Origin of the sequence: Aneurinibacillus thermoaerophilus (assembly GCF_900099925.1) — a bacterium.
GTDB classification, from domain to species: Bacteria; Bacillota; Bacilli; order Aneurinibacillales; family Aneurinibacillaceae; genus Aneurinibacillus; species Aneurinibacillus thermoaerophilus.
In genome coordinates, this window is sequence record NZ_FNDE01000037.1 from 3,172 (window position 1) to 25,653 (window position 22,482).

The window sequence follows — 22,482 nt, forward strand, 5'->3', positions numbered from 1 at the left end:
AGCAAGGGTTACAACCGGGGAGTATGAAACCATAACGTGGGAGACGTTGACAGCGCAAGAACAAAACAAGTTGCGGCAACACTATGGCTTACAACCTCACCAGCGGATCAATAACCCGTACGTCATGGAAGACGTACGTATAGCAAGAATGCTACAGCGAAGCAGAGAGGAGACAGAGGATATCCGCTGGATTCAGATTGAAGAAGCCTTGGCAAGGATACAAGGGAAAAGATGTAAACAAATTTGCAGTATGTTACAGCGATAGTAAGATACGGAGATTTAGTAGAATGGGTTTGGGGCCCTGTATTCCTCTATAAGTTGGTGTAAAGCCCTTTTTGTGGTCAAAAAATCCTTGCGGCTCTAAGAGCAAAAATTATGCAAAACGCCCGATTACATAACCTTCCCAATTTCGCTCATTTTCTTCATATCGAGAATCTGAATCTTCCGTCCTGTGATTTCAATCAATCCCTGCTGTTTCCATTTCTGAAAAGTTTTATTTACAGTGATGCGTGAAGTCCCAATATATTGAGCAAACGATGTTTGGTCAATTGAAATATTCCCATTTTCGTGCACTAACTTTAGTAAATAGTAAGCCATCTGGTGTTCTATTCCACTATCAAGGAGGGATATAATTTCCGCTAGTATCCTAAATTTGTAGATGAGAGAATGGGTAAATATCGTTGCAGCATTTGGATGATCCGCACAGACTTTTGATAAATCTTCATCAGAGAAGTAATACAAAACAGAAGGAGAGGTAGTAACTGCCGTAGTTAGATAATTCTCTTTATGAACTCCATGTTCTCCTAACAACATTCCTACCGGAACGTAGTTAATAATTCTTTCGTTCCCTTGATCTGAGAGAAATAAAATTTTGACCCCTCCCTTACTCAAATAGTAGAAACCTTTTCCACTCTCTCCTTGGAGGTAGATTACGGTCTTCTTTTTCAACTCAAGTTTTTGTCCATAGTCTAAAAAGGGTTCCCATGTGTAGCGAAGTTCTAACATTCGATCACCTATTTTCGATCACCTATTCTAGTATGTTAATTATTTATAGAGTGAAATCCAAATCCAGAGTATGCATTGAAGTTATAACAAATGATTCCTGCTAAAAAACTACATTTTTCTTCAATATGATAAAGGACAGATGATCTTCGCTCAACTTCAATTTCTAAATTAAATACGAATAAAAATGAATGAAAATTCTTCACATACTTTTTTCTTCTTACCCTAAATGATCAAACATTTTTACTTAAGCTATGTGAGGGCTCCTTTACAAGCCTTTTTAATAGTTCCGGTCTTTTGATAATAAATCTGCGATTTTGGATCTGTATAATTTTATCTTCTCTCCATTGTTTTAGTATTTTGTATACGGTGATTCTGGTTAGACCTGTACAGTTTGCAAGATCTTGTTGTGATAGAGGAACTTTATAGTTTTTAAAATCATCATAAATATTTAGGAGGAGTATGGCGATTTGCTGTTCGGATGAAAGCGTGTTCAATTTTATGCCTTCAAGAAGAATACGCATTTTGTGAATGATAGTTTGAGCAAAGAGATTTCGTAGATCGGGATATATCATTATTAAATCCTTAAATTGATCGCGAGGAAAATAATAGAGTACACAATCTTTTACGGTTACAGCTGTTGTAAAATGAGCGTACTGATCCAGGGATTGAATTCCTAAAATTTGGCCGGGAACTACAATGTTTAATATCCGTTTTCTCCCTTTTACTGTTGAAGTCACAATTCTCACTAAGCCTTTGTGAAGATAATAGAACCCGTCCCCAATGGAACCCTGGTTGTATATCACTGTTTTTCTTTTTACAAATTGCCTTGTTCCATATTTTAAATAAGGTTCCCAATTGTATTCGGTTTCAAATATAGTTGCCATCATATCACCCCTAAAATATGAATTTTATAATATTATCTAAAAAATAGAAATTCTTAAATTTATTATAATTATTTTTCAAATATTTACAATAATTATATTGATAAAAGTATTTTTTCTCTTCTATGGCGAGCGGGAGTCAATGTTACAGAATTAGTAAAGAATACGATGTCTATGTTTCTACTTGGTAGGAATATTTATGCTGCTTATCATTACTTACCGGGGAAGTGCTGTCCTGCACATTTCTGGATGTTAGGATTATAAACACAGTGCTGAACGAGCATTGAAGCATTAGAGGATTCAAAATTAGATCCCTTGTTTGGAACTCTAGGGTTTTGAATCATAAAGTTTGATGAATGTATCTCATCAGGTTTATGTATGATCTTATGTTTTAGTATGATTTAAAAAAAATTATAAAATACGTTAATGAGTTTACAGTTATTCTGACGATCCAATATTATAATGCAGCTATAAGGTACGAAATAAAAATATAAGTTAAGGATAAAACCGAAAGGAGATAAGAAACGAAAAAACAAGATTTTACTTCTAATTTAAAATGTAAGTGTTTTCAAATGCCGAATATGGGAGGGATCATGATGGGAATTCGTACAGGTGAGCAGTACATTAATGCAGTGAAATCACGAAAGCCTGAGGTTTGGCTGGCAGGAAAAAAGGTTGAAAACGTATTTGATGAACCTGTATTAAGACAGACAGTAATTGAAATCGCAAAGCTATATGATATGCAACATGATCCGGAATATCAAGATAAGATTACTCATTTCTGTGAAGAAACTGGGGAAAGAGTGAACAATGCGTTTTTGATTCCGAAGAATTACGAAGATTTAATTAAGCGTAGAGCGGCGTTTGAAGCTTTTGCGAAGGCTACTTTTGGTTTAATGGGAAGATCTCCGGACTTTTTAAACGTAGTAATTACCTCCATGTACAGCCATTCTAGTTTCTTTGAAAAGTACAATAAGCAATGGGCTGAAAACATACGCAGATATTATCGATTGGTTCGTGATAATGACTTGTTTTTAACACATGCCATCATCAATCCTCAAAATGATCGAAGCAAATCCTCTCATGAGCAACAGGATATGTTTACTCATTTAGGAGCTGTGAAAGAGACACCGGAAGGACTTGTTGTGAGAGGTGCTAAATTTTTGGCTACACTCGCTCCTGTGGCAGATGAAGTTATTATTTACACCTTCCCAGGATATAAACCCGGTGATGAACGTTATGCGCTAGCATTCGCGCTACCAATTGATACGCCAGGCCTTCGAATTATTTGTCGTGAACCGATGCAGGATGGAAAACGTCCGTTGTTTGATCATCCATTGGCATCACGCTTTGAAGAAATAGATGCGTTGTTAGTCTTTAAGGATGTTTTAGTTCCCTGGGATCGAGTGTTTATTTATAACAATGTGGAAGCCGCAAACCTCCTTTATCCAAAAACAGGAATCGCCCAGCAGCCAGCTCATCAGTCTGCAGTGAGAGGACTCTTAAAACTTCAATTTGCTACAGAAGTAACATGTAGGTTAGCTGACTCAATTGGAGTAGATGTATTTTTACATGTTCAGGAAAGCCTTGGTGAGTTAATCCAAGCTGTAGAATCTATAAGGGCATTATTGCGTATTGCAGAGCATGAGTATGAAGTTACTCCTGAGGGTGAGGCTATGCCAAATTGGGTACCCCTTGAAACGATTCGAGGTTTATTACCAAAGATGTATCCACGTGCTATTGAACTGATGCAAACCATAGGAGCTGGTGGATTATTACTGTCTCCAACTGGTGCTGATTTTGAAAATCCGGAATTAAGAGAAGATATAGAACGTTACTATATTGGAAGAGCGGGTGTATCTGCAACGGATCGTGTAAGCGTATTCAAGCTTGCTTGGGATTTGTGCGGCGAAGCTTTCGGTCAGCGCTTACTTCAATATGAACGTTATTATACAGGCGACCCAATCCGGAAGAAAGCTATATTTTACAATTCAATTAAACGTCAGCGTACGTTTGACATGGTTGATGACGCATTACAGGTAAGCAAGTTGAAAGAACTAGTAACAAATAAATAATATGAAATATTTGATCTTCCGTATAGAAATCTAAGGACATTTTTGAACAATATCAATCAGCTTTAAAAAATGGCAAAAGACTTTACCATCATTTTACCATAATTGAATCAACCACACCACCAAATCTTTTTAGGCGCACATATTTTGACTCCTGTTCAAAAAAACGGGTTCGATTAGAACAGCTGGAAATAGATCATGTGATCATTGCACGGTTTGAAGAATGATATGCTAGCCGCTGTCCTCATAAAGGGACAAACAATGCAACCATTATTAAATGATGGGAGGAGTGTATAAAACAATGAGCGCGTTCGTACCGATCCATTTGTGGAATTTTATCGAGGAAAATAAAGACCTGTTAAAACCTCCGGTAAATAATAAAGTGATTTGGAAAGATGCAGAATTGATGGTTCAGGTGATCGGAGGGCCGAATAAACGGCGCGATTTTCATGTGGACCCGTCTGAAGAAGTGTTCTATCAAATAAAAGGAGATTGTTATGTTGAAGTGATGAATTCAGAGGGAAAGCGTGAGGTAGTAACGGTAAAAGAGGGGGAAATGTTTTTGTTACCGCCGAATGTTCCTCACTCTCCGCATCGGGTATCAAATACGATTGGTATTGTTATTGAACGTAGCAGGGCTGAAGGAGAATTGGAGGATTTTATATGGTTTTGTGATCAATGCAATCATGAAATGCATCGCGTAACCGTTCAGTTAACCAATATTGAAATTCAGGTAAAAGAAGCTATCAACGGATTTAATAATAATTTGGATCTTCGCACGTGCAAAAATTGCGGATATGTGATGCCGCCGGAAGCGAGTGAGTGGAAGTGCGAGTAGATTTCCATACGCATATTATTCCCGAAGACATTTCCCATTTGACTGAAAAACTCCAAGGTGACCGCTGGCCTATTCTTAACAGGACATGCACATGCGGCGCCAATATCATGGTTGCAGGAAAGGTGTTCCGTGAAGTAACAGATCAGGTATGGGACCCTGCGAAACGTATTCATGATATGGAACGGGAAAATGTAGACATACAGGTACTATCCCCCATCCCAGTTACGTTTTCTTATTGGGCACCTGTTGAAGAAGCGGAAGTGATGGTTCGCATCCAAAATGATTTTATCGCAGAAACGGTAAGGCAAAATCCGGAGCGTTTTATTGGACTTGGTACGGTTCCCTTGCAAAACACGGAAATAGCGATACACGAAATGGATCGCTGCATGAACGAACTAGGATTAAAAGGGATTGAAATCGGTACGAATGTGAACGGAAAAAATCTCGACGATCCATATTTGATAGAATTTTTTGAAATGTGCGATCAGTGGAAAGTCCCCATTTTTATTCACCCGTGGGAAACATTGGGCAGAGAACGGATGCCTCGTCACAACTTAATGTATACCGTAGGCATGCCAAGCGAAACCTCCTTAGCTGCGGCAAGTTTAATCCTGGGCGGCGTGATAGAAAAATTCCCTCGGCTAAAAATTTGCTTTGCTCATGGGGGAGGCTCATTCCCTTATATTCTTCCTCGTCTTGACAAAGGGTGGAGGGTTTGGCCACATCTGAGGTTAATTGAGCAGCCGCCGAGCTATTATGCTAAAAACTTTTATTTTGATTCGTTAGTAAACGACCCTTTAAATATTCAATATCTGGTTGATCGTTTTGGATATGACAGGATTTTAATGGGATCGGACTACCCCTTCTTGTTAAGGGAAAGTCCTCCAGGCGAAGTCATTGACAAAACGTTGGCGATAACAGAAGAACAAAAACGGGCCATGCTGGGAGAAAATGCTCTTCGTTTTTTAAATATCAAATAAAAAAAGGGATGAAATCATGAATCGTATTGAGGTTACACCTGAACAAAAATTACAGGAACTAGGCTTAACCTTGCCCACCCCGCGTCAAGCCGTCGGAAATTACATCGGTTGCGTCCGAACGGGGAACCTCATATTTACGGCTGGTCAAGGCACGGATGAATACCGCGGCAAGCTTGGTGAAGATGTAACGGTTGAGGTAGGATATCAAGCGGCCAGGCAGTGCATGCTAAATCTTTTGGCGGTCGTAAAACAAGAAATCGGAGAACTCAGCAAAGTAAAGCGTATTGTCAAAATCCTCGGGTTTGTGAACAGTGCCCCTGATTTCACAGAACAACCTAAGGTGATGAATGGTGCTTCAGATCTGTTGGTACAAGTATTTGGGGAGAGGGGAAAACACGGACGATCCGCTGTTGGAATGGCCCAGCTTCCAAACAATAATGCGGTTGAAGTGGAAATGATTTTAGAGATTGAGGATTGGGAGGAGAAATAATATGAGTAAGATTTTAGAAAATCAAATGAAAGTCAAGGATGCAAAGCTATTCATTAATGGCGAATATACAGATGCGATTTCCGGGGAGACGTTTGATACGATTGATCCTTCGACCAATCGAAAGCTAGCATCCGTAGCGAATGCGAATGAGCGAGATGTGCAAAGAGCGATCGAAGTGGCTCAGCGCACGTTTGAAAGCGGTGTTTGGAGCGATATGCCGGTTGAAGAGAGAGCGAAGATTCTTTGCAGAATGTCCGACCTTGTGATGGAACGTGTCGAGGAGCTGGCCCTTGTGGAAACGATGGATGTTGGAAAGCCGATTAAAGAGAGCCGGGGCTTTGATATTCCCAGAGCGGCCTCCAATCTGCGTTTCTTTGCCGAAATGGCCAAATATATCAATTACGAACATTATGATCAATCCAAGCACATGAGCTATTCGAAATATGCGCCAGCAGGTGTAACAAGCTTAATCATTCCATGGAATCTTCCTTTTATGCAAATGACCTGGAAGGCATCCGCAGCACTGGCTGCCGGGAATACCGTGGTTGTGAAGCCAGCTTCTTATACTCCGCTCAGTGCCGTGATGTTAGGGGAAATCGCCAATGAAGCAGGTCTTCCTCCGGGGGTACTGAACATTATTACCGGTCCAGGCAGAACAGTCGGTACAGCAATGACGACCCATCCTTATGTTCGACGTATCTCTTTTGTTGGGGAAACGACCACTGGGAAAACGGTGATGAAAAATGCTGCCTCTCAATTAATCCCTGTATCGCTGGAATTAGGCGGAAAGTCAGCCAATATTGTTTTTGAAGATGCTGATCTGGATGAGGCAGTAAAAGGTTCGATTGAGGCCATTTTTAGGAATCAAGGAGAAATTTGCTTGGCTGGCTCCCGCTTATTAGTACAAGAAAAGATTTATGATAAATTTCTGGAAAATTTTATTGATAATGTAAAAAAGATTAAGGTTGGCAACCCTCTGGATGAAGATACAGATATGGGAGCCCTGGTTTCGAGAAGTCATTTGGAAACCATTGAAAATTATGTGCAAATCGGAATATCGGAAGGTGCGAAGCTTGCTATTGGCGGTAAGCGGGTTGAAGGATTGGCGGAGGGCAATTTCTATGAGCCAACTGTTTTTTATGATGTAGAGAACAAGATGAGGATAGCTCAGGAAGAAATATTTGGTCCGGTACTTGTTGTGATTCCTTTTAAAACGGAAGAAGAGGCAGTGAAAATTGCTAATGATTCGATGTACGGTCTTGCGGGTGTAGTCTGGACCAATGATCTGCGGCGTGCCCATCGTGTAGCTTCTCGAGTAACTTCAGGTTTGCTATGGATCAATTGCTGGTATCACAGAGATTTAAGAACTCCTTTCGGAGGATCGAAGGCGAGCGGAATCGGCCGTGAAGGTGGACGCCATAGTTTTGAATTCTATACCGAAGCGAAAACTATTACGATGAAATTATAGCGGTAGGTTGTAAAGAGTGGCTCAAGAGTCACTCTTTATGTATCCAAGGAGAAAAGGAAGGAGCAGGCTTATGAATTTATTATTAGAAGTAATTGCTAATGAATTGATAGAAGCAGAGCGAAGCAAGCGACCAGTGCTCCCTCTTACACAGCGATATACTGAATTGAATGTAACAGATGCCTATCAAATTCAGCTGGAAGTCATAAAGAAAAAGAGAACAGAAGGACGTCAGGTTATTGGGAAAAAAGTAGGACTTACCAGTGTAGCTATGCAGAAAATGCTTGGGGTTAATGAGCCGGACTATGGACATTTGCTAGATGATATGCGGGTATCCGATGGAGCAACCGTAAAAATTAGCGATTTGGTTAGTCCGAAAGTCGAAGCAGAAATAGGGTTCGTCCTTGCTCAAGATTTAACTGGCCCGAACATTAACTATCTGGATGTATTAATGGCTACCAAATATGTAGTACCAACGATAGAGATTATTGATAGCCGCATTGCGAATTGGAAGATTCAATTAATTGATACCGTCGCAGACAATGGTTCTTCAGCGAAAGTGGTTGTGGGAAACAAGCTGAGTAGGGTGGATGGTTTGGATTTGCGGAGTGTAGGGATGGTTCTTTATAACAATGGGGAACTTATGGCAACCGGTTCTGGAGCTGCCGTTCTTGGACATCCGGCACAGGCGATTGCATGGTTAGCGAATAAATTGCATGAGTTTGGCATTCAGCTTAAAGCAGGAGAATTGATTCTTTCGGGAGCTCTTTCCGGGGCATTGACTGTTAAACAAGGGGATACGATTTCAGCTCATTTTGGATCGCTAGGTTCTGTATCCGTAACCTTTCAGTAAAGGAGGTTGTTAATGTGAGTAAAATGAAAGCAGCTATTATTGGTTCTGGCAATATTGGTACAGACCTCATGTATAAGTTGGAAAGAAGTGAAGTCATCGAATTAACTACTATGATTGGGATTGATCCTGAATCTGACGGATTAAAACGTGCGAAAGATCGAGGGTATCAGGTGTGCTCAAACGGGATTCAAGCCATCATCGATAGTCCTGATTTGGCAGATATTGTTTTTGATGCGACATCAGCCAAAACACATGTAAGACATGCAAAAGTCCTAAAGGAATTGGGAAAATTGACGATTGATCTTACCCCTGCTGCCAGGGGACCGTTTGTGAGTCCGGCCGTTAATTTGGGTGCCAACCTTCATGCTAAGAATGTCAATATGATTACATGTGGCGGACAGGCAACAATTCCTATTGTCCATGCCGTTAATCGTGTGGCTGACGTATCCTATGCAGAAATTGTGGCTACGATTTCAAGCAAAAGCGCAGGTCCGGGAACACGTGCCAACATTGATGAGTTTACGATTACTACAAGCCGAGGAATTGAACAAGTGGGCGGTGCTGATCGGGGAAAGGCCATTATCATCCTCAATCCGGCCGAGCCTCCCATTCTCATGCGCGACACTGTCTATTGCGAAGTAAAGAATATGGATCAAGAAGCGATTCGCAGATCCATTTATGACATGGTAGAAATCATGCAGCAATATGTGCCGGGTTATCGACTCAAACAGGCCCCCCTTTTTGATGAAAATCGCGTGACGGTTTTCCTTGAAGTAGAAGGAGCAGGGGATTACTTCCCGAAATATGCAGGGAATTTAGATATTATGACTGCTGCAGCGACACGCGTAGCTGAGGATTTTGCCCGTAATATTTTAAATTAGGCAACAGTCGAAATGGCTGCAAGTGAAGAATAGACAGAAAGGAAGAGGTGAGTACAGATGAAGCGCAAAAGTGACAAACCTATTAAAGTCACAGAAGTATGCTTACGTGACGGAAGTCACGTTATGGCACATCAATATACGGAAGAACAGGTTCGCAAAGTTACACGCGCATTGGATGATGCAGGCATGCACTATATTGAGGTCAGTCACGGCGATGGCTTAGGAGGTTCGACACTTCAATACGGTCGTTCTCTTATTGATGAAATGAAATTGATTGAAGCTGCCGTAGAAGAGTGTAAACAGGCAACAGTGGCGGTTCTTTTGCTGCCCGGAATTGGTACCGTTCATGATCTGAAACAGGCACGACAGCTCGGAGCAGGATTGGTTAGGGTTGCGACGCATGTAACAGAAGCGGATGTATCGGCTCAGCATATTAGCGTGGCACACGAATTGGGAATGGAAACATTAGGATTTCTTATGATGGCCCATATGGCTCCTGTAGAGAAGTTGGTGGAACAAGCCAAACTGATGGAAAGTTATGGTGCGCAAGCGGTGTATGTAACCGATTCGGCTGGTGCTCTTTTGCCTGATCAAGTTCGTGAGCGAATCAGCGCCCTTCGTAATTCCTTAGATATTGAGGTTGGTTTTCACGGACATAATAATTTATCTGTTGCCGTTGCCAATACGCTTGTGGCCATTGAAGAGGGGGCCACGCGGATTGATGGCAGCATTCGTTGTTTAGGAGCAGGTGCGGGAAATACACAGACGGAAGTCTTATTAGCTGTATTGGATCGAATGGGAATTGATGTAGGAATCGATCTTTACAAAACAATGGATGTTGCTGAGAATATTGTCGGACCGATGCTTCCTCGACCACAAGAGATTAATAAAGGAAGCTTGGTTCTGGGGTATGCGGGCGTTTATTCTAGCTTTCTCCTTCACGCGGAGCGGGCGAGCGAGCGGTTTGGCCTTGATCCACGGGATATCCTGATTGAAATTGGAAAGAGAAACGTGGTTGGGGGGCAAGAAGACATGATCCTTGACGTAGCAGCCGAATTGGCCAGAGCTCAAAAAGTGGAGGCGTAAAGATGGAAATTGTGCAAGGAACAGATATGGAAATTGTTGATTATCTTTTGTCAGCGGAGAAGGAACGGCGGGAAGTCGTAAAAGTCACGGATAAATACCCGAATTTGACTTTTGAGGAAGCGTATGTCTTACAGGAAAAATTGATTCAAAAAAAAGAACAAGAGGGTGCTCGACGAATTGGGTTGAAACTTGGTCTAACAAGTAAGGCCAAGCAGCAAATGATGGGGGTTCACGAGGCCATTTACGGATATTTGATGGATAATATGCTGGCTTTGGAATGGGAACCCATTGATTTCAATCAACTCATCCATCCAAAAGCGGAACCGGAAATCGCGTTTTTCATCGGAGAAGATCTTCAAGGAACCAATATTACTGCAGCGGATGTTTTGCAGGTAACCCAATATGTAGCACCAGCAATCGAAGTTATTGACAGCCGCTACTTAGATTTTAAATTCACTCTTGCGGATGTAATTGCAGATAATTGTTCTTCAGCACGTTTTGTAGTAGGAAGCAAATGGATGTCTCCTGCCGGACTGGATTTGGGAAATTTAGGAATGATCATGTCCAAGAATGGGGAACTGTCTACAGTAGGAGCAGGTGCTGCCGTTTTGGGACATCCTGCTACCTCGGTTGCTTGGGCGGTGAACAAGCTTGGAGAGATCGGAAAAGGCTTAAAGAAAGGGGATATTGTGCTGAGTGGCGCCATATCCGAAGCGATCTCCTTCCAGCCGGGCGATTCGATTCTCGTTCAGTTTGCGGAATTGGGGAGCGTTTCATTTACATGTAAATAAATCAAAAAATTTAGCATGTAGATAAATGGAATAGTGCTCTATCAAATTTGTCGGCGTTTAGTAGAAACTGCTAAGCGCTGTTCCGATTGCTGCTAATTAATATCATTCAACTGAACCGGGCGAATGCCCGGTTTTTCTTATTCTTCATCTAGTAACATGCCAGTTATATATACCATACGGAAGGCCATGTGGTAAGAGCTAGCCACCTCCCTCTAATTAAGCGAAAAATTCGCGGGAATTTTGTGTCTGCTTTATTAACCTAATATCACATGCTCTGTAGTAAGTCATTTTCATAAAACATGTAACTAAAATAAGTACAGGCATAAAAAGTCGTACAAGATATTTTAGTAAATCCTTCACCATAAAGATAATATCGGGTGATGCTTATGATTCGAATTCTTAACATTGAATACGGCAATGAACCCATTTCACAATATTTCATTGAGCAAATCCTTATCTTTCATAAGGAGAGATATGGAAATGATGTGGAAGTCGAAATTTTTGAGCCGTCTGCGTGACGGTCTTTTTTTGTAGGTTGGCGGGCACACCGGGAAGTGACATTACAATAAAAGGGTGATGACATGATACCTGTTGCCATCTATGCCAGAGTTTCCACTGATCAGCAAGGGGACTCCATTGAGCATCAGATTTCTTTAATGAAGGACTACATGAGTCGAAACTTCACTTCGGATTATTATACGAATGAAAGTTTTATCTATGTAGACGAGGGATATAGCGGATACTACACGACGATTCTGGAACGGCCGGCGATGAAGCAGCTACTCGAAGATGCGAAAAGTGGGAAATTTAAAGTTGTATTATTTAAAGAAATTACGCGGATGGGACGTGACGAGGAAGAAAATCTGAAAATCGTGCGGATTCTGGAAGCATCTGGTGTCCGAATTAAATCGAATGACGGGTATGATTCAGAACGCCCGGAATCGAAGCTACTATTCAAGATTAGCAACTTTATGGCAGAAGTGGAATCTGAGCGCATCAGCAGTCGTGTATCAGCGGGGTTTAGGGAAAAGGCACGTTCAGGTAAATGGCCAGCTTCCAAAATTCCGTTCGGATATGTACGTAATGCGGATACACATCGTCTGGAAATTGATGACGTGCAGGCAGAAGTTGTTCGAATGATTTTCAATTTGTATGTAAACGACAGAATTGGCACGCTTACTATTGCCAATCGATTAAATGAGATGGGGTACAAGACAGCCAACAATAACCGTTTCCAGCAAGCTACGATCCGCAAAATACTGGAGAACCCAGTGTATACCGGTGATGTCGTATATGGAACAAAACGGGCAAAGCTGGAGCGGGTATATGATTCAAATCAGAATCTTGTGAAAAAGAATCGAAAATATGTTGAAACCGGAAATCCTGTTATTGCGAAAGATGCGCATCCTGCGATTATTGATCGCACTACATTTTTAAAAGCGCAAGAAATTATGAAAGAGCGGCAGGCCAGGGTAGGACAAACATCAAACCGGGCCAAGTATCCGTTGTCAGGCATTCTGTATTGTGCCAAGTGCGGAGCAGGGATGGTGTCGATTCGTTCTACAAAGCCATATAACGAAAAGTACAATTATCGCTATTACAAATGCGGAAGGAATCATAAATACGGAAATACCGTTTGCGTACATGATCCGGTTCCGGCTCAGAATTTAGAGAGGACGATTTTTGAGTTACTTATGAATGAGCTTAAAAAATCCACAAAGCAGTCATTTCGTTCACGGAACAAAACGAAAAGTAATGCTTTGGAGGCTAAATTGCAGGCCTTGCAAGAGCAGAGAAAGAAGCTACAGAAAAAGCAGGTGAATATCGCTGCGAGCAGTGACTTGTTCGATGCAGAAGCCTTTCGTGAAGTTTTGTCAGGATTAAAAAGCCAGATGAAGACGGTGGATCAGCAGATAGAGACTGCCCGTAAACAGATGGAAGAAAACGAGAAAGCAGAAAACAGGGTGTATACATTAAATGAAGTGCTGGATAACCGTCATAACATTGATCTTAATGATATCCAGGCACTGCGTGCGCTGTTCCATAGATTGATCGAGCGAATCGATATTTACGATAAGACGAGGATAATGAACGTAAAGTTTAAATTTGATTTATACAATTAGAGTACTAACAGAGAAACAACCGTGTTGAAGGAAACCGTGAAGTTTGTGGATGTCGTTCCCCTTTCCTACTACGACCACAATTGCCGTGGAGATGTGGAGGTAACGGCGCGCGTGACACAGGAGCCGAACTGTGTGGAGGCGAAGGTAAAGCCCGGCGGGGGGATCGTGGTCACGGTTGAGCGTGAATACGCGGTAGAGGTGATCGGTGAGACTAAGCTTTGCGTCTTTGTTTGCGATTTGTGCGACGATGACGACAAAGACGACATATTCATCGATGAATTCGAAGAACTGGACGACTTTACGGACTTAGATCCTGATACATTCCTCGATTAAACCGCGCATAAGGAGCTTATAACCGTGGGAGGGAACGTCCTCCCTTTTTCTTTTTCAATCATTATTATTGGGAAAGGGGCCATAGCATGGACTGTTTTTTGCTGTATCCGAATGATAGGCAGCCTGATGCCGCTTTGCTTGTTCAGTGGAAGGGTAAAAGCGGCTCTGTCGTACCTTCCTCTTGCCCAGATATTATATTACAGTGGGAAGACGCGGGATTGTCGTGCCTAGAAACGTACGCTGTCGTGCTAAATGGACGGGAAGCGCTCCACAATGCTTCACAGCCGGAAACGAAACGAGCGATGCTTACGGCGGCAGACATTCCATATATTCATAATGTATCTGCTGCAAAAGAGAAAGATATTTCCGCCACAATCAGGCGTTACATAGCGATCGTGTTTCAGCAGGAGATAGTGAGCCTGTATCGCTCCTCCGGCCGTAGTCTTTGGCTGAACCATCGCATTCGTGAAGGGGAGGACAAATATCGGGAGATAGAGGTCAACCAGAAAATCAGGGAAATCCGGCGTGTTACGCAATACGCGGTACAAAGTGTATATGCACTTGGCCTCGATTTTGCGGCGGTATATTTCGGGGTAGATTTGCGTGGAAGAATATATGTGCTGGATGTTGCTCCTACTTTTCGTATGACACATACGTTGGCACGCAAGTTTATAGCGTGTGTGGAACGTTTTTGTCAGGGATACGCATGTGATGCAGTCGATATTACGCTTGGTGCTGATGTGGAATTTGTACTGCGGAACGCCGAGGGAAAAGCGGTCATGGCGTCCAGTTACCTTCCGAAAGAAGGGGTTGTCGGGTGTGACAGGATCTTGTTGAGAAGTGATCTTACTCATAAACATTTGCCTTTGGCTGAAATCCGGCCTGAGCCGGGGGCGGATGCCAGGGAGCTGTTTCGCAATATATATCACGCTATGATGATAGGTATCCGTAAAATTGGCTCGGAGCAAATTGAGTGGGTGGCAGGCGGGATGCCGCTCTCCGGCTATCCGATCGGCGGACATGTGCATTTTGGCGGGCTGCCCCCAAATTCGCAATTGCTGCGCGCGCTGGACACGTATCTGGCGCTTCCAGTTTTTATGATCGAGAGCTCTCGTTCGCTATTGCGCCGCCCGAAGTATGGGTGTTTGGGAGATATGCGGTTCCAGTTTCATGGAGGTTTTGAGTATCGCACGCTACCAAGCTGGCTTACGTCTCCGAAGGTGGCGCGCGGCGTGCTGGCATTAAGTCATGTGATTGCGCTGTCATATCGGAAACTGCGCCAATTGCCATTGCTTGATCCGGAGATGTACCGGGCGTTTTACAACGGCGATCGTGAGGCGCTGGCGCCGCTGCTCCCGTTTCTCTGGAACGATTTACGTCTTCTGGAATCCTACGCAAGATATGAATCGTATCTCGAACCGTTCGCGCAGCTTGTACTATCCCGTGTTGAATGGGAAGAGTTTGCTGACATCCGCCCTGTTTGGAAGCTTCCGCCGTTTCATCCGGAGTTGACGGCCAGTCGAGCGTACGAGCATAGTGTGTTATAATAAAACAAGAGAAAAAGCAGACACAGGAGAGAAGAAACCGATGAAATATACTCCGATGATTCAGCAATACCTCGCGATTAAAGCCCAGTACAAAGACGCATTTCTGTTCTTTAGGCTGGGTGATTTTTATGAGTTGTTTTTTGAGGATGCGCTCACCGCTTCTCGGGAGTTGGAAATTACGTTGACCGGACGGGACGGGGGCGGCGAGGAGCGAATTCCGATGTGCGGTGTTCCGTATCATTCGGTTGACACATATATTGCTCAATTGATTGAAAAAGGGTATAAAGTCGCCATATGCGAACAGGTGGAAGACCCGAAGCAGGCCAAAGGTGTTGTGCGTCGTGAAGTGACACGCGTGATTACGCCGGGGACGGTAATGGAAGGCAAGTTCTTGCAGGATAAAGAAAACAACTATCTGGTGTCTGTCTTCCAGAAGGATGGTGTGTACGCCCTTGCGGCGTGCGATATTTCTACCGGGGAATTTTATACGACAGAAGTGGGAACGCGGTCGCTTCTGCTTGATGAAATGATGCAGTATCGCCCGTCAGAAGTCGTGCTGTTGACGGGAAGGGAAGAGGACGACGAGCTGGGAGAAATGCTTGTGCTTTATCCGATCGTAGTGACGAAGCGGCCGCCGGATGTCGCAGAGGATGGGGAAGATGTCCGTGCAGGCTTTGCAGCGTTATTTAGTGAAGTGAAAGGAACGAAGGAAAGCACGCCAGCGATGCTGACGGCGACACGCGGCCTGCTTTCCTATTTGCGCGAGACACAGAAACGTTCGCTTGAGCATCTGCATCAAGTTACGCTGTATGAAGCGGCTTCGTTCATGGTGCTTGACCAGTTCACTCGCCGTAACCTTGAACTGGTGGAAACAATCAGGGACAAGTCCAAGAAAGGTTCGCTTCTCTGGTTGCTGGATCAGACGGTGACGGCAATGGGAGGGCGCTTATTGCGCCGTTGGATTGACAAACCGCTGCTCAGCAAAAGCGAAATCGAGAAGCGGCAAGCGGCAGTGCAGGCGCTTCTGGACGGCTGGATGGCACGGGATGAAGTGCGCGCATGCTTAAAAGAGGTGTACGACTTAGAACGGCTTGCGGGGCGCATTGCATACGGAACAGCCAGTCCGCGTGATTTGGTGCAACTGAAAACATCGCTGCTCGCGATTCCGGCACTTAAACAGGCGCTGCGCGAAGTGGCAAATGATTCTGCTGCGTTGCAGGAAGTTCTGGATGGGCTGGATGAATGCCCGGATGTGATCGAAACGATCGACCGCGGCATTGTCGACGATCCGCCGGTTGCTGTAAAAGAAGGCGGATTGATTAAAGAAGGATATCACGAGTATTTGGACAAGCTTCGTACCGCAAGCCGTGAAGGCAAGCAATGGATTGCGGCCCTTGAACAGCAGGAACGTCAGGCGACAGGTATCCGTTCGCTTAAAGTCGGCTATAACAAAGTGTTTGGCTACTATATCGAAGTGACGAAAGCAAACCTTTCGTTGCTTCCAGAAGGACGTTACGAGCGCAAGCAAACGCTTGCCAACGCGGAGCGTTTTATTACGCCGGAGCTAAAAGAAAAAGAAGCCCTTATTCTTGAGGCGGAGGAAAAGCGATCAGAACTGGAGTACCAGCTGTTTGTAGAAATCCGGGAAAAAGTAGCGCGCGAAGTCAAACGGTTGCAGGCGCTGGCTCTTAAGGTGGCCACGGTCGATGTCTTGCAGTCGCTCGCGACAGTAGCGCAGGACAACCGCTATGTCAGGCCAGAAATTCTTACGGAGGGCCCGCTTGTGATTCGGGACGGCCGTCATCCAGTAGTAGAGGCGGTGCTGCATGGCGAACCGTTTGTGCCGAATGACACAGAACTTGGTACCCATCAGCAAATCCTGCTTATTACCGGGCCGAACATGGCCGGGAAGAGCACCTATATGCGCCAGGTTGCTTTAATTGTGATTATGGCGCAGATGGGCAGTTTTGTGCCGGCTGAATTTGCGCAGATTACGCCGGTAGACCGTATTTTTACCCGCATCGGCGCCGCGGATGACCTAGTGGGTGGCCAGAGCACGTTTATGGTAGAAATGAAAGAGATTGAAGTGACGCTGACCAATGCGACAGAACGTAGCCTTGTGATTATTGATGAATTGGGCCGGGGCACATCAACATCGGAAGGGATGTCCATTGCCCAAGCGGTTATCGAATATTTGCATAATGATATTGGCTGTAAAACGCTTGTTTCTACCCACTATCATGAACTGTCTCATTTGGAGACGACGCTGGATAGACTGAAAAATTTCCACATGGCGGTCAACGAGACGGACAACAACGTGATTTTCCTGCGTAAGCTTGTCAGCGGCCCGGCGGATAAAAGTTACGGTATTTACTGTGCACAAATTGCCGGTTTGCCGCAGCGTATTATTGATCGGGCGAACCGGTTGCTGGAGGAGTATGAGGGCGCAGTAGTGCGGGAAGCTGCGCCGGAAGAAGCGGCGAACAGGAACAAGATGTCCGACCCGGAACAGGAACATATGTCGGTGACGGCTTTTGCAGCGGCCGAAGAGCCGCAGCAACTCGCTTTGTTCAGCGAGCCGGTTCAGCCGAAACCGGAGAAAAAATCCGGCGTTGCTACGCTGGGGCGCGCAGAAGAAAAAGTGCTGAAAAAACTGCGGGAAGCCGATTTGCTGAATATGACGCCCATGCAGGCGATGAACTTTTTATTCGAGTTAAAGCAACAAGTGTAATGATATGTTTTGGTTATTTCAGCACTTATATTGTCGTAGAGAACAGGAGTCTATATTTAGGGAGTGATGCCGATGGCGGTTATACAGGTCATGGATACCCAATTAGCTAATCTGATTGCGGCTGGTGAGGTAGTTGAGCGCCCGGCTTCCGTTGTAAAGGAATTGGTAGAAAACGCGATTGATGCAGGAAGCACACGCATTGAGGTACATCTGGAGGAAGGCGGGCTTGCTTCGATCCGGGTTGTGGATAACGGCTGCGGCATGGCGAAAGAAGACTGCCGCTTGGCATTTGAGAGGCACGCTACCAGCAAGCTGAAACGGGAACGAGACCTTGCCCGCATTCGAACGCTTGGATTTCGCGGCGAGGCACTGCCGAGCATCGCGGCCGTCTCCCGCGTGGAACTGAAAAGCACGCCCAAAGATGGGACAGGCGGAACGCGCATTCGCATCGCGGGCGGCAAGGAGGAAGGATACGAGCCGGTTGCCCATCCACGTGGTACGGAAGTGATTGTGTCAGATTTGTTTTACAACACGCCGGCCCGCCTGAAATATATGAAGACAATTCATACAGAAGTCGGCCATGTGTCTGATGTAATGAATCGGCTTGCGCTGTCGCATCCGGATATCGCATTTTTACTGACGCATAACCAGAAGCAGTTGTTGCGCACATCGGGCAACGGAGACTTGTTGCAGGTGATCGCTGCGGTGTACGGTATGAACGTCGCCCGCAATATGGTCAAAATTGAGGCGGCATCCCTTGATTTTACGCTGTTTGGCTACCTTGCCAAACCGGAGATTACCCGTGCCAGCCGAACGTATATTTCTACATTGGTGAACGGGCGCTATATTCGGAATATGGGGCTTGTGAACGCGATTCTGCGCGGCTACCATACGCTCTTGCCGATTAACCGCTACCCGATTGCGGTACTTGCGCTTGAAATGGAGCCTACGCTTGTGGATGTGAATGTACATCCGGCGAAGCTGGAAGTGCGTTTCAGTAAAGACCAAGAATTGTACGGATTTGTCGAGCAGGAAGTGAAGAATGTCTGGAGCCGGGAGCGTCTTATTCCGGAGCCGGGGCGCCAGCGTCCGACATCCTTTGGGCCGCGTCCGAAAAAAAACGAGTACCAAGCGTCGATGGATTGGTCCTTATTTGTGCCAGCGCAAGATGAACGGAAGGAAGCCGGAAATCATGTTGGGGTTATGGACAGCGGGAATATTTTTTCCGATCGGGAGAAGGCATGGAACCGGGAAGAGGAACGCGCCTTCAAGTGGTCGGAGCAGCCGGAAAAGCGTGATCTGGAATGGAAGCGGGAAATGGTCAAAGCACGGGACGAGGATGAAGTGGCAACATACTCTTCGCAGGATGGTTTGTCTTATGATGGATATCAGTCGGACCGAGATGCGGATTATGTGTCCGAACACCGAACCTCGACAGATGTGTTATCGGAAGAGGAGCGTCAAGTGTTTCCGTCCAATCTTGCGGAACCACATCGAAGCGAGTACGGAAAACATGAATGCAAGGAAGTAGAGTCACAGGAAGCGTGTGAGGGTAGTATGCGGGTGCCGGAGATGTATCCGCTCGGACAGTTGCATGGTACCTATATTCTTGCGCAAAATCCGGACGGCATGTTTATGATTGATCAGCATGCGGCACAGGAGCGGATTTTTTACGAGTATTTCCTTGATAAGTTGCGAGAAGAAGCGGTGGAGAGCCAGGAGCTTTTGATTCCAATTACGTTGGAGCTGACAGCGGTAGAAGCGGCGGCGGTGGAAGAGTATCGCGACTGGTTTGAGCGCGTTGGTGTGCATATGGAGCCGTTCGGTACGAACAGTTATATTATTCGTTCCCATCCCCGCTGGTTGCCGCGCGGCGAAGAAGAAGCCATCCTGCGAGAGATGGTGGAAATGGTGCTAATGACGAAAAAGGTGGATGTAGTGAAGCTAAGGGAAGCGGCGGCGATTACGATGTCGTGCAAGGCTGCCATCAAAGCCAACCGTTACCTGACGCACGCAGAAATGGAAGCACTTATTGAGCGCCTTCGCCGTACGACAAGCCCGTTTACCTGCCCGCATGGCCGACCGATCATTATTCATTTCTCAACGTATGACATTGAGAAGATGTTTAAAAGAGTCATGTAAACATATCTGTAGTGAATAAAAAAGAGGGGATGCAGAAAATCCAGTATTATCAAGGGTTTTCTGCTTTTTTAATCTTTTCTCTTATTCCTTGAAAGGTTCAATTGCTAACATTTTGCTAACCTTTATTGTGCTAAAGTGATTGCTTGTAGTGTTTTATAGCTTGTTCAAAACGGTCGGACGCTTCTTTCTGCATATCCAGTGTGACATGGCTGTAAGTATTTAATGTCATTTGAATACTCGAATGACCAAGACGTTCAGAAACAATTTTAGGATGTTCACCAAGCTTCAGCATAATGGTAGCGTGTGTATGTCGTAAATCATGAAAGCGAATGGGAGGAACATTTGCTTTTTGAAGCAATTTCTTAAAATGATTAAAGATATAATTAGGATTAATCGGTTCGCCGTTTTCTTTGGAGATAATATATCCGTTATCCTGATAAGCATTTCCAAGCCTAAGTTTCATTTTTTGCTGATACAAGCGATACCTCTTCAATTCCTCAATCAGCATTTCGGATATAGAAACGATTCGATTGGAACGCCCTGTTAAACAATGCCCTGTCCTTTTATATAAGAGAGCGTTTTGCTAACGCTAATCTTTCCTTCATCAAGCATACAATCTTTCCAGCGAAGTGCTAAGATTTCTCCTCTTCGCATACCCGTAAAGATAGCAAGGAGATAAAGCATATAAAAATGGGGTTTTGTTTTCTTAGCTTCTTCTAAAAAACGTATAGCCTCTTCAAGTGTCCATACTTGCATTTCTTTTCTCTTGCGGCGCGGGCGATCTACATTGGTCATAATATTATTTTTAAGCAGCCCCCATTTTACCGCAGTATTAAAAGAATTTGTGAGAATGCTGTGGATATATTAAACAAATTCTTCTGAAATTCCCTCATCTAATAAAGAACTATAAAACTTCATAACTTGCACTGGCTTAATATCTATTAACTTTTTGTTTCCAAACGCAGGGATAAGGCGACTTTGAATTGCGCTTTTATATCCAGTATAAGTGGTTGCTCGTAAAGTGGGTTTAGCAACTGTTTTTAACCATTCCTGAATAAAGTCTTTAAAAGCAATTTTGCTTTCTTTGAAGTATTTTCCATTCTCAATTTGCGCAATCATTTCAGCACAGGCTTTTTCTGCTTCTTTTTTTGTCTTGTAGCCTGAAAACCACTTTTGTTTTCTTTTTCCTGTTTTCTCATCTCGTCCGATGTCAAGAATAAAAGTCCATTTGCTTCCACGTTTAACAAAATGCCCTTTCATTGTGCTTCACCTTCTTTTTCCGTTATCATACAAGATCCGTAAGATGAATAATGAGGAAAAAGAGCTTTGTCTCTTTCTGCATGTGAGATGTGGCAGACTGGCACAATTACATGGAGCCGCTTTTTAATCTGTCACAATCGTAATAGGGTAGGGAATGATTATAACGGCCCTACCTTTGAAATTCTTCTATGTAGTCATCAGATAACAAGGTCAGAGTAGACTCGTTCCATTTAATTTGATACCCACTGTGGCCATTTCGCACAAACGGAAATTCTTCACCGTACTCTTTTGAATCATTTGAATCACCTCGATAAACAAAATATCATGTTAATAAACAATAGTCTGTTTACTTTTGTTTCATATTGTACATAATGATAAAAATTTGGTCAATGACAAAATGAACAACATATTGTTTATTATGAAGTGTATATGGTATTTTAAATACGAGGTGTTATTCATGATAAAGTGTAATTTAGCTGTTTTAATGGCAGAGAGAGGACTAAAAATCGCCGATATTGCCAGTGGAACGGGGATGTCCCGAACGACAATCAGCTCCCTGATGAACCACAATGCGAAAGGAATTCAGTACGACACGTTTAATACACTGTGCGAATTCCTCAAAGTGTCACCGGGGGAACTGTTCATCTACGAGCCATTTAAATTTAGCTTCGAGGTAAAAGAAGTAGAGGAGAGGGAGAACGACTTCCTGTTTAAACTGGATGCGGACATTACATACAAAAAGCAGGTGTTACAGGAAGTGATACCGGCCCGTGTGATCCTCGACATGGATGAAAAAGACGAGCTCTGTTATGTTGGGATTGAAGTCAACTATTCCGAGGAAATGACGCAGCTGATCGCCCCGATTCCTCGCATGTTCCATAAGGATATGGAGGAGGAAATCAAAGAGACGATTACGGAGAAGCTGGCTCAGACGTACTCTTTTGCAGAGGATATCGTCGTTACATTGAAGTAGCAGGAGGGTAAATGTTTGGAGAGAAAGGTAT

Annotated in this window: 21 protein-coding genes and 1 pseudogene; 17 read left to right on the forward strand and 5 right to left on the reverse strand. The window is 44.1% G+C overall.

Going from position 1 to position 22,482, the window contains the following annotated elements:
• Positions 1 to 265 (forward strand): hypothetical protein (locus BLR88_RS19130; protein ID WP_217639397.1); only part of this gene is annotated, 265 nt, incomplete at its 5' end.
• A gap of 125 nt (positions 266 to 390) precedes the next feature.
• Here BLR88_RS19130 and BLR88_RS15080 read toward each other — a convergent pair.
• Positions 391 to 1,005 carry a Crp/Fnr family transcriptional regulator gene (locus BLR88_RS15080; RefSeq protein ID WP_091261065.1) on the reverse strand — a complete coding sequence of 205 codons (615 nt, stop codon included), beginning with the start codon at positions 1,003 to 1,005 and terminating at the stop codon, positions 391 to 393.
• 230 nt (positions 1,006 to 1,235) lie between these two features.
• Complete coding sequence (locus BLR88_RS15085) at positions 1,236 to 1,889, reverse strand: Crp/Fnr family transcriptional regulator (protein ID WP_057899192.1); 654 nt, start codon at positions 1,887 to 1,889, stop codon at positions 1,236 to 1,238.
• 593 nt (positions 1,890 to 2,482) lie between these two features.
• Between BLR88_RS15085 and BLR88_RS15090 the strand changes: the two genes are divergently transcribed.
• The 15 genes and pseudogenes from BLR88_RS15090 (at position 2,483) to mutL (ending at position 20,218) form a co-directional block, all read left to right on the forward strand.
• Positions 2,483 to 3,961 carry a 4-hydroxyphenylacetate 3-hydroxylase family protein gene (locus BLR88_RS15090; RefSeq protein ID WP_057899191.1) on the forward strand — a complete coding sequence of 493 codons (1,479 nt, stop codon included), beginning with the start codon at positions 2,483 to 2,485 and terminating at the stop codon, positions 3,959 to 3,961.
• Between the two features lie 298 nt (positions 3,962 to 4,259).
• On the forward strand, positions 4,260 to 4,796 hold the full coding sequence (locus BLR88_RS15095) for a 3-hydroxyanthranilate 3,4-dioxygenase (RefSeq protein ID WP_057899190.1): 537 nt from the start codon (positions 4,260 to 4,262) through the stop codon (positions 4,794 to 4,796).
• Positions 4,781 to 5,776, forward strand: coding sequence for an amidohydrolase family protein (locus BLR88_RS15100; protein WP_091261067.1), 996 nt, complete (start codon positions 4,781 to 4,783; stop codon positions 5,774 to 5,776). Before BLR88_RS15095 ends, BLR88_RS15100 begins: the two co-directional genes overlap by 16 nt.
• Positions 5,777 to 5,792: 16 nt before the next feature.
• Positions 5,793 to 6,266 carry a RidA family protein gene (locus tag BLR88_RS15105; protein WP_057899188.1) on the forward strand — a complete coding sequence of 158 codons (474 nt, stop codon included), beginning with the start codon at positions 5,793 to 5,795 and terminating at the stop codon, positions 6,264 to 6,266.
• A gap of 1 nt (position 6,267) precedes the next feature.
• Entirely contained in the window at positions 6,268 to 7,734 is a 1,467-nt protein-coding gene (locus BLR88_RS15110) for an aldehyde dehydrogenase (RefSeq protein ID WP_057899187.1), read from the forward strand.
• Positions 7,735 to 7,804: 70 nt separating this feature from the next.
• Positions 7,805 to 8,584 (forward strand): 2-keto-4-pentenoate hydratase, encoded by a 780-nt coding sequence (locus BLR88_RS15115; RefSeq protein ID WP_091261069.1) that lies wholly within the window; start codon positions 7,805 to 7,807, stop codon positions 8,582 to 8,584.
• Positions 8,585 to 8,598: 14 nt separating this feature from the next.
• Entirely contained in the window at positions 8,599 to 9,465 is an 867-nt protein-coding gene (locus tag BLR88_RS15120; RefSeq protein WP_091261071.1) for an acetaldehyde dehydrogenase (acetylating), read from the forward strand.
• A 57-nt stretch (positions 9,466 to 9,522) separates the two neighbouring features.
• Positions 9,523 to 10,551 carry a 4-hydroxy-2-oxovalerate aldolase gene (gene dmpG / locus BLR88_RS15125; protein WP_091261073.1) on the forward strand — a complete coding sequence of 343 codons (1,029 nt, stop codon included), beginning with the start codon at positions 9,523 to 9,525 and terminating at the stop codon, positions 10,549 to 10,551.
• 2 nt (positions 10,552 to 10,553) lie between these two features.
• The gene (locus BLR88_RS15130; protein WP_091261076.1) at positions 10,554 to 11,342 is read left to right on the forward strand and encodes a 2-keto-4-pentenoate hydratase; all 789 of its coding nucleotides are present in this window, start codon (positions 10,554 to 10,556) and stop codon (positions 11,340 to 11,342) included.
• A gap of 386 nt (positions 11,343 to 11,728) precedes the next feature.
• Positions 11,729 to 11,860 (forward strand): hypothetical protein, encoded by a 132-nt coding sequence (locus tag BLR88_RS20425; RefSeq protein ID WP_257721571.1) that lies wholly within the window; start codon positions 11,729 to 11,731, stop codon positions 11,858 to 11,860.
• Positions 11,861 to 11,923: 63 nt separating this feature from the next.
• A complete protein-coding gene (locus BLR88_RS15135; protein ID WP_057899182.1) occupies positions 11,924 to 13,465 on the forward strand; it encodes a recombinase family protein in 1,542 nt (513 codons plus the stop codon).
• A gap of 15 nt (positions 13,466 to 13,480) precedes the next feature.
• A pseudogene (cotE, locus tag BLR88_RS15140) lies at positions 13,481 to 13,798 on the forward strand (outer spore coat protein CotE); the annotation flags it as partial.
• Between the two features lie 86 nt (positions 13,799 to 13,884).
• Positions 13,885 to 15,345 (forward strand): putative amidoligase domain-containing protein, encoded by a 1,461-nt coding sequence (locus BLR88_RS15145; protein WP_091261078.1) that lies wholly within the window; start codon positions 13,885 to 13,887, stop codon positions 15,343 to 15,345.
• 40 nt (positions 15,346 to 15,385) lie between these two features.
• Positions 15,386 to 18,076, forward strand: coding sequence for a DNA mismatch repair protein MutS (gene mutS / locus BLR88_RS15150; protein WP_091261080.1), 2,691 nt, complete (start codon positions 15,386 to 15,388; stop codon positions 18,074 to 18,076).
• 72 nt (positions 18,077 to 18,148) lie between these two features.
• A complete protein-coding gene (gene mutL, locus BLR88_RS15155; protein ID WP_057899178.1) occupies positions 18,149 to 20,218 on the forward strand; it encodes a DNA mismatch repair endonuclease MutL in 2,070 nt (689 codons plus the stop codon).
• Positions 20,219 to 20,348: 130 nt separating this feature from the next.
• On the opposite strand, the gene BLR88_RS20200 is transcribed toward mutL, so the two are convergent.
• From BLR88_RS20200 to BLR88_RS20210, 3 genes are all read right to left on the reverse strand, one after another.
• Positions 20,349 to 20,726, reverse strand: coding sequence for a tyrosine-type recombinase/integrase (locus tag BLR88_RS20200; protein ID WP_250636708.1), 378 nt, complete (start codon positions 20,724 to 20,726; stop codon positions 20,349 to 20,351).
• A gap of 35 nt (positions 20,727 to 20,761) precedes the next feature.
• The gene (locus tag BLR88_RS20205) at positions 20,762 to 20,974 is read right to left on the reverse strand and encodes a site-specific integrase (protein ID WP_250636707.1); all 213 of its coding nucleotides are present in this window, start codon (positions 20,972 to 20,974) and stop codon (positions 20,762 to 20,764) included.
• A 108-nt stretch (positions 20,975 to 21,082) separates the two neighbouring features.
• A complete protein-coding gene (locus BLR88_RS20210) occupies positions 21,083 to 21,478 on the reverse strand; it encodes a tyrosine-type recombinase/integrase (RefSeq protein ID WP_236781874.1) in 396 nt (131 codons plus the stop codon).
• A 457-nt stretch (positions 21,479 to 21,935) separates the two neighbouring features.
• Here BLR88_RS20210 and BLR88_RS15165 point away from each other — a divergent pair, with 457 nt between their 5' ends.
• The gene (locus tag BLR88_RS15165) at positions 21,936 to 22,451 is read left to right on the forward strand and encodes a helix-turn-helix domain-containing protein (protein WP_057899177.1); all 516 of its coding nucleotides are present in this window, start codon (positions 21,936 to 21,938) and stop codon (positions 22,449 to 22,451) included.
• Positions 22,452 to 22,482: the final 31 nt, after the last annotated feature.